Genomic DNA, 12,183 nt, shown 5'->3' on the forward strand with positions numbered 1-12,183 from the left:
TCGGTATTTATCTTTTTTAAAACGGAATTTGTTCAAGGCTATCTCTCGATGCTGCTGCCCAGGCCATAACCAATTTTTTTTCACTTTTACTCAATACCGCATTTTTATGGATCAATGTGTAAGATGCAATGGGCATAGTACCCTCTTCCACACTGTTCTCAATCGCACGGAGTTTGCTCAACTGCCTCCGGGTACTATAATGCTTAAAGTTATCAAAATTGAGCTGCGCTTTTGCTGCCTTAATGTGTTTGTTGAGATACCAGTTAACCGGTTGTATTTGAGCATACCAGGGATAACTGGTGTTATTGCTATGGCAATCGTAACAGGCTTTTTTGAGTATGCCATTTACCTGGTGAGGGATGGTAACAACCTTCGAAATATGATCTGACATAGCTGATAAATCTTTGTTTTGAACAGGCCTGTAAAACTGGGCTGCTACGATAATCAATAGCAGTCCAATTATAATTTTTTTTACGCTCAGCATTTGTTAATGCAATGTTTCCTTGATCGAACCACAGGTAGACATTGCTTTTCCGAAATAAGGGTTTTTAATGTCTTTCACCTCACTAAGCCAGATAGCCCCTTTGCCTTTGTTGTACATCGGGCACCTGTCAACGTAAATTTCGCGGCCAGCACCCAATAATTTAGCGATGTCGTAGATATCCTTGCTCAGCATATCGAAATGTTCACGTTGGTGAGCAATTTTACCTGCATTAAGTCCAATATGCTCCGCATGCTCTTTAGCATCACTTTCAATATCGGTATAGGTTTTGCGTTGCGCGGCTGTGAGTTTAGATTGATCGAAATCCTTAAATGCTTTTACCAGTTCGTTTCCGGCTGTTGCGGCATTTTGAGCATTGTCGGTACTGAGGGCATTTTTTAATTTGAGGTAAGCATCTAAAATTGCAGTCGGACTGTTTTTAGGTGCCTGATCTTCAGCAAGAATGATTACTTTTTTAGCTGCAGCATTTGCAGAGTATGTGCTGATGAATAATAAAGAGAAAGCAAAACTATATATTAAAGTTTTCATGTGTTTTTATTTTAAAATGATTTAAACCGCATTAAGATTTTTAATTTTTCCCGCAGATTTAAAGGATTAAAAGCGCAGCTTACAGCAGATGTTATTTAAACATATTATAGATATGTTTAAATCTGCTTCCCTTTTCTGCGAAATCAGCGGGATACAAAAAGATATTATCTTAATGCTATATCTGAAAACTCTGTATGGATATCCTGATGTCGGGATGCGGCGGATGGTATTGATGCTGATCGGTATTTTGCTGATCTGCATTAATGATTTTTTCTTCCTGAATGAAAGTATAGTTAAAACCAAACGGAACCAACGCGGGTGCTTTAAGGTTCAGCTTTGCATAATCTGGAATGAGTTTGCCCTGTATAAGAAAATCATTCACCAGCGTTTTGCAACAGGAATTTGCAGTTGATGTGATTTTTAAATTGCTATAAGCACCATCAGGTGATTGATCTGTATAGTGATGATGGCTTGAAGCCTGATGCTGATGTTCCTGATGGCTGTGTTCATGTCCTTCGTTTCCCATTAATATGGAACAGCCAAAACCCACAAGGGTATTGAGCATAAATACTACGAGGAAGAAAACTGCCTTAAGTTTCATAGCAACAAATTTATGCTGCGCTGATCGAAGAGAGTTATATAATTCTGGCGAAAGTTTATATGATTTTTAGATGGGATTATATTCATTTAATAGGTTGTCATTCTGAATGCAGTAAAGAATCTTATTGTTGTAGATGTGGAGTCGAAGTGGGAAATGTCGTTACATCATGAATGAACACCGAATTGAAATGCAGGTATTGATTTTCAAAAAAAACAATGATAGACCGTACTGCGGACACCTTCCGAAAAATCGGAACAGGCGCTGCGAGGCAATGGTAATAACGGCCGGGGATTGCTCAACTCATAAATCCCTGGCCATTATAGTTAAGATGTTACTGCAACAACCTCCATTCACTAAACTGCAGATCTGCACTTCCATTGTTCGAAGTGATAAACAATTTATAATATTTGTAGGCTGTGGTATTGCTGATCAGTATTTTTTTAGTTTGTCTTCTTAAACCAAAAGTCTGGTTGCTCTGGATATCAAGCTGTGTAAAATTCACATTGTCGTTAGATCCCATTAATTTCCAACCTTTCGGATCACGGTCTGGAGCATCATTGCCGGCAGTGATGGTATAACCCTTAACCACCTGAGCTGATGTAAAAGTTTGCTGCGCCCAGAAAGTAGCAGGATAGCCACCCAAAAAGAATTTGGTATTGTAGTAGCTATCGGCCAGTTTCGACGAACCTTCAGCAGCACCAGCACCACCTGCATTTTCATTGCTTACGCTTAGGGTTGCCGAGCCTGAAGTATCTTTCAGGTAACTTACACCAGGGAAAGCTGTTCTGGCAGTTGTTAATTGTGTGGTCCAGTTGTTGCCCTGCTCATCGAGTGTGCCAAAAGCGCTTAAAGCAAGGGGTTTAAGATCTATGCCCGTTGCTCCGCTCCAGAAATGGATAAATTCTCCATAATTCATTGATCTCGAAAAACGGGTAATGTTGCCCTGTCCGTTATTTACCGTTTCTTTTGGGAAATATTGCGCCAGTAAACTAAAATATTTGTTTAAAGAAGCTGCATCGCCCTGCTGACTATAAATCGGAAAAAACCAGTCCCTAAACCAGTAAGTCTGTGCTTTTGGATAATTTTCGGCCCCATTGGCCACCAGGTTATACCAGCGTTGTACATCGGCAGTGCGGTTAAGGCCAACATAAACGTCATAAATGTAGATTTCCATCCATTTACTGTCGTGCCAGATGCCAAATGCAGGAGAGTTTAGCACATTTCTCGATGCACCTTCCACAATATGGCCTACCTCATGCGTGGTAATATCAAGGTCGTTACCCGTCCCCGATAACCATGCGCTGGTGCTCGATGAGCCTACATCAATTACATTCCGGTAATCGTGACTGGCATCCATATAGGTGCTGGGGTGGCCGCCGCTATACTTACCCGTGTGAAAAATAGCCCACAAACGTGAATCAGGGCCGAACGAACCATATTTACTTTTGGTATAGTTCCATACCTGGGCCAGATAGGTATTAGGCCAGGTAACCGTGCTGCTTACATCATTATCGTGGTAAACCACAATGCTCGTATCGTGGTAGAAGCGTTGCAGCACCTGTACATGGTCGAACCAGTGTTCCTGCCAGGTTAGCGGTGGTTCGGCCAATAAATTGGTACTGGCCAGTGTGACAGGTTTTTTCAAAAGCTGCTCTTGTTGTTCCAGTTCTTTTTTCTTGCAGGAGAGGCTAAGCAAGATCAGGATGCCCGGGATGAGGATTAATCTGTGTTTCATAATAGGTTTTTATATTTAGGTTTGAGTTGATTCCCAAATCATACCGGCCATCCCACTTTCGACATCTTTTGCGGCCCATAACAATTGTAAAACGTATTTATCGTATAAATAAAACGTTTTAGTAAATTGGTTGAAAATAAATCCACCTGTACGGGCGGATCATTAATTTAAGTTAGCAATTTAAAACAGAAAGACTTGTTTGTAATTTAAATATTACGCAAATGTATTTTTGAATGAGTAAGAAAGGCATTAAGCGCACTATTAAAATCGGGTATAAATGCGGGCATAAATAACGGCTGTTAGCTGAACAATTGGCAATTACATAAGGTTGTTTAAATAAGGATAATAAAATCCTGATCAACCTATAAAAACATGGAAAATTTAAATTTTGAGCAGAACGAAAACGAATTGGATCAAAACAAGGTAAATGCTGATCAAACAAATGAGAATGATGGTTCTTATGCTACGGATGGTCCGGTAAGTGAAAGCGGCGCAGAAGGAGAAGATGAATTATCTGATCTTGATGAACAAACTGAGGGTAGCGATGCCGATAGCGATGAGGCCGTTGAAGATGATGATGCGGAAGACGAGATGGCTGGAAGTGATGCCGATTACGATGATCCCTCGGTAACTACGGCTGATCTTGATGCCCTGGCCGATGATGGTGCCCTGGCCGATGATGATGAGGAGGAAATCGGTTTCGAAAGTGAAAATGATGACGAATCAGAAGAGAAAGAAAATAATTATTAATCCAGATGTAACTACCGAATTATGAAAGCAGCTGTTTTTCACAAACCAGGAGATATCAGGGTAGATAATGTGCCGGATCCGCAAATCCTCGATCCTCGTGATGTTATTTTAAAAGTAACTTCAACCGCCATCTGTGGTTCCGATCTGCATATTTTAAGCGGCGCAGTGCCACAAAAGGAAAACATGATTTTGGGTCATGAGTTTATGGGTATTGTTGAAGAAGTGGGCGCTGGTATCACCAACCTTAAAAAAGGCGACAGGGTAGTGGTACCTTTCCCGATTTCTTGTGGTACCTGTTTTTTCTGTACCCATGAAGCTTCACCCGCTTGCGAAAATTCCAATTATGAGCATTATGGCCCGAATGGCGATATGATGGACCAGAAGGGTGGGGCGCTTTTCGGATATACCGATCTTTATGGAGGTTATTCGGGTGGGCAGGCAGAATACGTACGTGTTCCTTATGCCGATGTAAGTCCGCGCATTGTGCCCGAACATTTAACCGATGAGCAGGCCCTTTTTTTAACGGATATCTTTCCAACGGGTTGGTCGGCCATTGATTGGGCGCAGTTAAAAGGTGGCGAAGTGGTGGCTGTTTTTGGATCAGGACCAGTGGGTTTAATGGCACAAAAAGCCGCGTGGATAAACGGAGCAAGCCGTGTTATTGCCATCGATCCGCTCGATTACCGTTTAGAAAAAGCAAAGGCCGTTAATAATGTTGATACCTTAAATCCGCATAAAGTTGATGTAGTTGAGGCCATCCGCGCCATGACGGGCGGACGTGGTGCTGATGTTTGTGTTGATGCGGTGGGTTTTGAACCCGAACGTAGTTTTATGGATAAGGTAAAGGCAACAGTTAATTTCGAAAAGGGATCGATGAAAGTACTCGATATGTGTTTTGAAGCCGTTCGCCGTATGGGAACCGTTTCCATTGTGGGCGTTTATGGCTCAACTTACGATAATTTCCCGTTGCACCGTATGTTCGATAAAGGCATTACCATTAAGCAGGGGCAGGCTCCGGTTTTAAATTATATCGATAAACTAATCGGTTTGGTTAACGATGGTAAAGTGGTACTTGATGATATCATTACACACAGTTTGCCACTTGAGGAAGCGGCACATGGATACAAAATCTTTGATGAGAAAAAAGAGGATTGTGTAAAAGTGGTATTAAAACCTTAAATTTTTAATAAAGGGCAGGCACCAGACCTGCCCTTTGTTTTTACCCATCCTGGATTGATAAGGTTATAAGCTTAAAACGATACCCGATTTAATTTTTGCAGATTACTACGCGTATTTATAGCAATTTTGCCTTCCTTGATAATTTTCTTACTATTTTAGAAAGATTTCGTATCTGTACGAATTTTCATCATCGATCCCTGATATATAAAAACATAAAAATGCACGATCAAAAACTGCAGGTTAACGCACTAACCGATCTAAATGAAGAACTGGAGAATTATTTCCGTAATACCATTATCCCACAGCTTTTTGTTGATGCATCTTTAACGCTCAGGAAGTTTACGCCTCCTGCAATGAAACAGTTTAGCCTGAATGACAGTGACATCGGCAAACCAATAACTGATGTTAAAGAAAATTTCCGTTTCCCTTCTATTCTGGAAAATATCCAGCAGGTAATTGATACAGGAGAAATCCTCGAAAAAGAAATTCAAACCATCGATTTTCGTTGGTACCAGATGAATATACTACCCTATATCGTAAGGAAAAATAATAAAACCAATGGAGTGATTATTACGTTTGTGGAGATCACCATGCGCATCAGAGACCTGAAAGAGCAGGAACGTTTGATTGCCGAACATGAATTATTACTGGATACCATATCGCACGACATTAAAACACCTCTTACCAGCCTTGACCTGACCATTGAAATGTTAAAGGCATTGCCGGATAAAGGCATGGAACGGTTTCCCCTTTTACTGGAGAAAGTAGAGAACAGTTTACAGAAAATGAAAGATGTGATTTTCGATTTAACGGATTCAAGAAATCACCAGCAAAAATACAAGGCTTTTGCAGAGCTGATCAGTTTTGAGCATATTGTAGAGGATGCCCGCCTTACACTTGCTCCTCAGATTTTAGAATCCGGAGCAGTAATAAATACTGAAATAGGGGTTTCAGAAATAATGTTTGTAAGGCGAAAACTGCGCAGTATTGTATATAATCTTGTTAGTAATGCCATTAAATATCAATCTGCAAACCGTGCTCCTGTAGTTACAATCAGAACGGCGTTAGAAGAAGCTTATGTTACCATAACCGTTTCTGATAACGGCATGGGGATAGCAAAAGAAAACCTGAATACCATTTTTACTAAATTTCAACGCTTAAATAATGATGTTGAAGGTACCGGTGTAGGCCTTTACCTGGTAAAGGAAATTGTTGATTATGCGGGTGGAAAAATTACCGTAGAGAGTGAAGTTGGCAAAGGGTCTGTATTTAAAGTGTATTTAAAATTAGAACATATTACCCATTAAACCTGATACTAAACTACGCAGCAAATAAAAAAATGCAACTGTGATAAACCTCACATTAAAATCGTGCGGTTTATCAACAACAGCTTCCAATTGCTATCTGCAATTTTGTGGTGTTTAATTTAAAACACCAGCAAGATGGAAAAAAGAATCATTAATCCCTGGAAATGGCAAGATCAGCGCAGTTATGTACAGGCTGTTGAAGTAAAAAATGTAACCAGTACCTTATATATTTCAGGCCAGACAGCCATTAGCGATGATGGAATATCGAGCGATGCAGATATGAAAACACAATTGATTGCTGCCCTGAAAAACCTCGAAACCGTAATTGCACAGGCAGGTTACGAATGCAGTGGCATTGTAAGGCTGAATATTTATACCACAGCTACCCACGAGCTCTGGCCGCACTTTAATATCTTTCAGGATTGGATCGCTAAACACAACATTCAGCAGTCGCTAACCTTGCTCGAAGTAAAAAGCCTTTTTGAAACTTTGAAAGTTGAGTTAGAAGCTACTGTTGTAAAGTAAATTAAAACCCGGTCTGTGTTCACACAGACCGAAACTCATTTTTTATCTGGTCAGTTTAATTCCCTCATCTGCTTCAACTGCCAGTACATGTGTGGTACAGTCTTTTGCTTTAAACAGGTCGTATCCTTCCTGCCACCAGGTGGTCATTTCCTGTTTATTAAATACAAAAGAATGGGTGGTGAGTTCGCGGTTAATGAAATAGAAATTTATTTTTACATTCTTATTTGCCGTTTGCAGTTTCGAGATAATCAGGTCGTCGTTCGCAATCTGGTTGAGCATAAAATCACTCGTCCGGGCAAATACCTCAATCGCATTTTGAAGGGGAGGGTTGTTATAAACCGCTTTTTCCTGTCTTAAAACAATGGTATCTATCTCGGTTGCTCCTTTTACAATCGCTTCCTGCACCGGGATCAGGTTCCCGAAACCTCCGTCAGCATAATCGTTGCCATTTTTCTGGTAAAGACTCATTAATGGGGCTAAATTACACGAAGCCCACATCCAGTCGCAAAAATCTTCATAACCATAATCATTGCTCGATTTGTATTCAATTAGTTGTGTGGTTAAATTGGCCACGGTAACCACCACTTCTTTACCCAGCGATTTGATGGTTTCGAAATCTTTAAGCTTAAAATTGTTCCTGATTAAATTTCTTAAACCTGTACTGTCGCCAAGGGTTTTCTGTCGCTTAATAAACTGCTTAATAATCCCGAAATGGTTCATGCGCAGTTTTACTTTTCCGTTTTTGTATTTAACGATGAATGGACAAACTGTAAAAATATCGGATTGTGAAATGGTGGTGTAGAGCTTTTTAATGCGTGCTACATCGCCAATGGCCAAAAAAGGAATAAGCAAACTACCGGTAGAAGAACCCACAAAAAGATCATAATTTGTTTGGCGGTATTTAATGAGGTATTCTGCTACACCACCAGCAAAAGCACCTTTGCTACCACCGCCCGAAATAACCAATGTCTTCATGATACGCTCCTAAGAAAATTATAATCAAATATAATGGTTTAGTTTTAAGTCTGGAGTCTGGTGTATAGTCAAAAATGAGTCAATTACGCATTGATTCTTAGAGTTTTTAAGTTAAAAGATTCTGGTATTAACGATGAAACCCTGAGGTTCGCTGAAGGAGCTTTCAGGTACCTCGCCGGAGCTTTTAGCTGCAACGATGCTGTGCTGAGGGTCGACGAAGGAGCTTTCAGGTACCCCACCGGAGCTTTTAGCTTCAATGATTAGGCTCTGAGGGGTCGATTAAGGAGCTTTCAGGTGCCTCGCCAGACCTTTTAGCTTCAACAATGCTGCTCTGAGGGTCGACGAAGGAGCTTTTAGGTGCCTCGCCGAAGCTTTTAGCTTCAACGATGCTGCGCTGAGGGTCGATGAAGGAGCTTTCAGGTGCCTCGCCGGAGCTTTTAGCTTCAACAATGCTGCTCTGAGGGTCGACGAAGGAGCTTTTAGGTGCCTCGCCGGAGCTTTTAGCTTCAACAATGCTGCTTTGAGGTTCAATGAAGGAGCTTTCAGGTGCCTCGCCGGAGCTTTTAGCTTCAACGATGCTGCTCTGAGGTTCGCTGAAGGAGCTTTCAGGTGCCTCGCCGGAGCTTTTAGCTTCAACGATGCTGCGCTGAGGTTCGACGAAGGAGCTTTCAGGTGCCTCGCCGGGGCAAGGATGTTCCGGAGCTCCTGGAACTACAGGAATCACGTAAATAAAATAATACACTTTAACCAGCCTCATTATTTTTAGTTATCTTTTCCTTTTCTAACCAGTATTCCCTTTTATAGATAAAACGATTTACCGTTTCCGGAACATGAAAACTATATACAAAGCAATTTTGGCCATTGGCACTTTACTATTTCTATCCAAATTTGGCTTTGCAGCTGATATCGAAATCAAAATCAACAAGCGTTACCTCAACCTGCCCGTTTCGCAAAAGCAGGCCAGGGCAAATATGATGTTCGAAATTGGTGGCAAACAGGAACGGATTTTTAAAATCCGGTTGGCAAAAGACGAACCCGAATATTGGGTTTTCTGTGATGTAAGCACACTGAAAGGTAAAACAATAAAAATCAGTTATGAAGGGGATGCAGCCGGATTGCAGAAAATTTATCAGAACGACGAAATTGAAGGTCAAAAGTCCATTTATAAGGAGAAAAACCGTCCACAGTTTCATTTTACGACCAAAAGAGGCTGGATAAACGATCCGAACGGCCTTATATTTTACGAAGGCGAGTATCACCTGTTTTACCAACATAATCCTTACGAAAGAGAGTGGGAAAATATGTCGTGGGGCCATGCCGTAAGTAAAGATATGATCCACTGGGAAGAGTTGCCAACCGCTTTAAGTCCTGATCAAACAGGTACGATGTTTTCTGGTTCAACCGTAATTGATTATGACAACACTGCTGGTTTTAACAAAGGCAACACACCTGCCATGGTGGCCACTTACACTGCTTTTACCGATGAAAAACAGGTACAGTGTGTGGCTTATAGTTTAGATAGAGGACGTACATGGACAAAATACAGTAAAAACCCGATCATTGATTCGAAAGCAAAATGGAACAGTGTAGATACCAGAGACCCAAGGGTTTTCTGGTACAAACCCGGCAAACATTGGGTAATGGTGCTGAATGAGCGTGACGGTCACTCGATTTATAATTCAGCCAATTTAAAAGACTGGACATTCCAAAGCCATACCACTGGTTTTTGGGAATGCCCTGATTTATTCGAACTACCCATTGATGGCGATAAAACTAAAACGAAATGGGTAATGTATGGGGCTTCCAACACCTATATGACCGGTACTTTTGACGGCAAGAAATTTACGCCTGAATCTGGAAAACATTATTATGTAACCGGAAGCATTTACGCCGCTCAAACCTTTACCAATATCCCTGAAAGTGATGGCAGGAGGATCCAGATAGGATGGGGCAAGATCGGTCACCCTGATATGCCTTTCAACGGCATGATGCTTTTGCCCACCGAACTGAAACTTAAAACCACAAAAGATGGCTTACGTTTGGTAAGCGAACCGGTAAAAGAGGCAGAACAGCTTTTCGAAAGCGTTGGCGAATGGAGCAATTTAAGTGCAAAGGATGCCATCGAAAAACTCAAAACCTTTAACAATACAGACAGGATCCGGATTAAAACAAAACTGAAACTTTCTCATGCCACCAGTGCGGGTCTCAGCCTTTCCGGGCAGAAAATACTGGATTATGATATGAATTTCAACCTGGTAAACGGTGTTTTTTATTCGCCAGAGGATATGACGAGCATGGAAATTTCTGCTGATATTTATATCGACAGGACCTCAATTGAAGTTTTTATTGATGGTGGTGCTTATTCTTATTCGATGGAACGAAAATTAGATGGTAAAAACACCGAAGGCTTTCAGTTTTGGGGAAATAATATCGAAATTAAAGATTTAAAGGTTTATTCTGTTAAATCGATTTGGGAATAAACACGCATAACGCCCCAATCATTATAAAACTATGATCCTATCATTTAAAAACTATGATCCTGTTAATCCTGAAATCCTTTAATCCTGTTCTGAATGAGTAACATTATGAAAAATACATCCTTATCAATTATTACCAGCTTCCTTATTTTCCTGACCTCAGGTCCACTTTCGGCGCAGCAAAAATACCCGGAATTAGGCATTGTAAGCGGTTTAGCACAAGATAGTACAGCTTATGCGGCTGGCTTCAGGTTAATCGGTGAATCGGTGCCGAAAATATTATCGCCCACTTTGAGCGATGCTGAGTTTCAAGCCAATTTGAAAAGGATTAAAGCCGCGAAATGTAAAGTGTTAAGCTGTAATCTCTTCTTTCCGGGTAGTTTAAAAATAGCAGGCCCCGATGTTGATGAGGCAAAAGTTTTAAGTTATACCGAAACTGTGCTTTCGAGGGGAAAACAAGCAGGTGTAAAATATATCGTGCTGGGTAGTTCCGGAGCGAGGAGTATTCCTGCAGGTTACGATATGGAAAAAGCAAAGGCAGATTTTGTAATGCTTTGCAAAAAACTCGGGCAGATTGCAAAGAAAAACGATGTCGTAATCCTGTTAGAAAACCTCGAAACCACTGAAACCAATTTTATTACTTCGTTAAAAGCAGCAGCAGAAATTGTAAAAAAGGTAAACGAACCCAATTTTAGGCTGAATGTGGATGTCTTCCACATGCTGCGTGAAGGCGAATCGCCCGATGAAATTATTAATGCAGCTAAAGAAGTAGGATTTTGTGAAATTGCCGAAAAAGTGAAACGTACTTTACCGGGCGTAGCTGGCGATGATTTCAGGCCATACCTACGGGCATTAAAGAAAATCAACTATAAAGGTTATATCTTTATGGAAGCCAGTATCAGTAATGCCGCCGTAGAAATGCCACAGGCCTTTAAATATCTTTCTGCTCAGCTTGCAGAGGTTTATTCTTCCAAATAGAAGGAAAATTTAGCTTTGCAAAGCACCAACATATCTATAGGTATTTAATAACAAACCTGTAGGAGTCGTTTTGGTGTTTACAAAAGCCAGTTCCTGAGCCTTTACACGGTCAGAAAAGAAACGTTTGCCCCGTCCCAGTAAAATCGGGTACACAATCAATACCACCTCATCAACCAAACCTTGTTCCATTAACAATGAGGTTAAGGTAGAACTTCCGTATAAAACCAGGTCGGGGCCATCTGTTGATTTGATGCTGCGGATACCAGCTATAATATCAGTACCTAAATCTGCAGCTGGTCCCCATTCTAAACTGTCCGGTCTGTGTGTGGCCACATATTTCGTCGCGGCATTTAAGCTGTTTGCCATAGGCGTGTCGCCTGCCTTTGGCCAGAATTCAGACCACTGGTTGTAGGTTGTTCGGCCAAGTAGCAAATCGAAATTAGTGCCCTGTGCTTCCAGCAAAATTGCTAAACCTACAGGGGTACGATATGGATTTGTCCATCCGGCATAGGTGAAGTGTTCATCATTTTCGTGTTGAATTACCCCATCAAGCGAGATATGTTCAAAAATCTTTATTTTTCTCATTTTATTTCCCATTTACTTGTTAATCAAAGATAAATAGCAAA

At 41.0% G+C, this 12,183-nt stretch carries 13 protein-coding genes; 6 read left to right on the plus strand and 7 right to left on the minus strand.

Annotated features, from left to right (window positions below):
• Positions 1-16 precede the first annotated feature (16 nt).
• The 4 genes from H9L23_RS06805 to H9L23_RS06820 form a co-directional block, all read right to left on the minus strand.
• Positions 17-484, minus strand: a complete 468-nt coding sequence (locus H9L23_RS06805) for a heme-binding domain-containing protein (RefSeq protein WP_187594255.1) — start codon at positions 482-484, stop codon at positions 17-19.
• Positions 485-487: 3 nt separating this feature from the next.
• The gene (locus tag H9L23_RS06810; RefSeq protein ID WP_187594256.1) at positions 488-1,030 is read right to left on the minus strand and encodes a DUF3347 domain-containing protein; all 543 of its coding nucleotides are present in this window, start codon (positions 1,028-1,030) and stop codon (positions 488-490) included.
• A gap of 175 nt (positions 1,031-1,205) precedes the next feature.
• Positions 1,206-1,631 carry a hypothetical protein gene (locus H9L23_RS06815; RefSeq protein ID WP_187594257.1) on the minus strand — a complete coding sequence of 142 codons (426 nt, stop codon included), beginning with the start codon at positions 1,629-1,631 and terminating at the stop codon, positions 1,206-1,208.
• A gap of 331 nt (positions 1,632-1,962) precedes the next feature.
• Complete coding sequence (locus H9L23_RS06820; protein WP_187594258.1) at positions 1,963-3,366, minus strand: hypothetical protein; 1,404 nt, start codon at positions 3,364-3,366, stop codon at positions 1,963-1,965.
• Positions 3,367-3,738: 372 nt separating this feature from the next.
• Between H9L23_RS06820 and H9L23_RS06825 the strand changes: the two genes are divergently transcribed.
• From H9L23_RS06825 to H9L23_RS06840, 4 genes are all read left to right on the plus strand, one after another.
• Positions 3,739-4,116, plus strand: a complete 378-nt coding sequence (locus H9L23_RS06825) for a hypothetical protein (RefSeq protein WP_187594259.1) — start codon at positions 3,739-3,741, stop codon at positions 4,114-4,116.
• Positions 4,117-4,137: 21 nt separating this feature from the next.
• Positions 4,138-5,295, plus strand: coding sequence for a zinc-dependent alcohol dehydrogenase (locus H9L23_RS06830; protein ID WP_187594260.1), 1,158 nt, complete (start codon positions 4,138-4,140; stop codon positions 5,293-5,295).
• Positions 5,296-5,513: 218 nt separating this feature from the next.
• The gene (locus H9L23_RS06835) at positions 5,514-6,602 is read left to right on the plus strand and encodes a PAS domain-containing sensor histidine kinase (protein ID WP_187594261.1); all 1,089 of its coding nucleotides are present in this window, start codon (positions 5,514-5,516) and stop codon (positions 6,600-6,602) included.
• Between the two features lie 135 nt (positions 6,603-6,737).
• A complete protein-coding gene (locus H9L23_RS06840) occupies positions 6,738-7,127 on the plus strand; it encodes a RidA family protein (protein WP_187594262.1) in 390 nt (129 codons plus the stop codon).
• Between the two features lie 42 nt (positions 7,128-7,169).
• Here the strand turns inward: H9L23_RS06840 and H9L23_RS06845 are convergent, their stop codons facing one another.
• The gene (locus H9L23_RS06845; RefSeq protein WP_187594263.1) at positions 7,170-8,102 is read right to left on the minus strand and encodes a patatin-like phospholipase family protein; all 933 of its coding nucleotides are present in this window, start codon (positions 8,100-8,102) and stop codon (positions 7,170-7,172) included.
• A gap of 253 nt (positions 8,103-8,355) precedes the next feature.
• A complete protein-coding gene (locus H9L23_RS06850) occupies positions 8,356-8,859 on the minus strand; it encodes a hypothetical protein (protein ID WP_187594264.1) in 504 nt (167 codons plus the stop codon).
• A gap of 73 nt (positions 8,860-8,932) precedes the next feature.
• Here H9L23_RS06850 and H9L23_RS06855 point away from each other — a divergent pair, with 73 nt between their 5' ends.
• Together H9L23_RS06855 and H9L23_RS06860 are read left to right on the plus strand one after the other, a co-directional pair.
• Entirely contained in the window at positions 8,933-10,582 is a 1,650-nt protein-coding gene (locus H9L23_RS06855) for a DUF4980 domain-containing protein (protein ID WP_187594265.1), read from the plus strand.
• Positions 10,583-10,675: 93 nt separating this feature from the next.
• Entirely contained in the window at positions 10,676-11,557 is an 882-nt protein-coding gene (locus H9L23_RS06860; RefSeq protein WP_187594266.1) for a sugar phosphate isomerase/epimerase family protein, read from the plus strand.
• A gap of 9 nt (positions 11,558-11,566) precedes the next feature.
• Here H9L23_RS06860 and H9L23_RS06865 read toward each other — a convergent pair whose 3' ends face one another.
• Positions 11,567-12,142 carry a dihydrofolate reductase family protein gene (locus tag H9L23_RS06865; RefSeq protein WP_187594267.1) on the minus strand — a complete coding sequence of 192 codons (576 nt, stop codon included), beginning with the start codon at positions 12,140-12,142 and terminating at the stop codon, positions 11,567-11,569.
• Positions 12,143-12,183: the final 41 nt, after the last annotated feature.

Origin of the sequence: Pedobacter roseus (assembly GCF_014395225.1) — a bacterium.
Lineage (GTDB): Bacteria > Bacteroidota > Bacteroidia > Sphingobacteriales > Sphingobacteriaceae > Pedobacter > Pedobacter roseus.

Coding starts and splice junctions, on each gene's coding strand:
- H9L23_RS06805 (WP_187594255.1), bottom strand. CDS start 484: ATGCTGAGCGTAAAAAAAATTATAATTGGACTGCTATTGATTATCGTA.
- H9L23_RS06810 (WP_187594256.1), bottom strand. CDS start 1,030: ATGAAAACTTTAATATATAGTTTTGCTTTCTCTTTATTATTCATCAGC.
- H9L23_RS06815 (WP_187594257.1), bottom strand. CDS start 1,631: ATGAAACTTAAGGCAGTTTTCTTCCTCGTAGTATTTATGCTCAATACC.
- H9L23_RS06820 (WP_187594258.1), bottom strand. CDS start 3,366: ATGAAACACAGATTAATCCTCATCCCGGGCATCCTGATCTTGCTTAGC.
- H9L23_RS06825 (WP_187594259.1), top strand. CDS start 3,739: ATGGAAAATTTAAATTTTGAGCAGAACGAAAACGAATTGGATCAAAAC.
- H9L23_RS06830 (WP_187594260.1), top strand. CDS start 4,138: ATGAAAGCAGCTGTTTTTCACAAACCAGGAGATATCAGGGTAGATAAT.
- H9L23_RS06835 (WP_187594261.1), top strand. CDS start 5,514: ATGCACGATCAAAAACTGCAGGTTAACGCACTAACCGATCTAAATGAA.
- H9L23_RS06840 (WP_187594262.1), top strand. CDS start 6,738: ATGGAAAAAAGAATCATTAATCCCTGGAAATGGCAAGATCAGCGCAGT.
- H9L23_RS06845 (WP_187594263.1), bottom strand. CDS start 8,102: ATGAAGACATTGGTTATTTCGGGCGGTGGTAGCAAAGGTGCTTTTGCT.
- H9L23_RS06850 (WP_187594264.1), bottom strand. CDS start 8,859: ATGAGGCTGGTTAAAGTGTATTATTTTATTTACGTGATTCCTGTAGTT.
- H9L23_RS06855 (WP_187594265.1), top strand. CDS start 8,933: ATGAAAACTATATACAAAGCAATTTTGGCCATTGGCACTTTACTATTT.
- H9L23_RS06860 (WP_187594266.1), top strand. CDS start 10,676: ATGAGTAACATTATGAAAAATACATCCTTATCAATTATTACCAGCTTC.
- H9L23_RS06865 (WP_187594267.1), bottom strand. CDS start 12,142: ATGAGAAAAATAAAGATTTTTGAACATATCTCGCTTGATGGGGTAATT.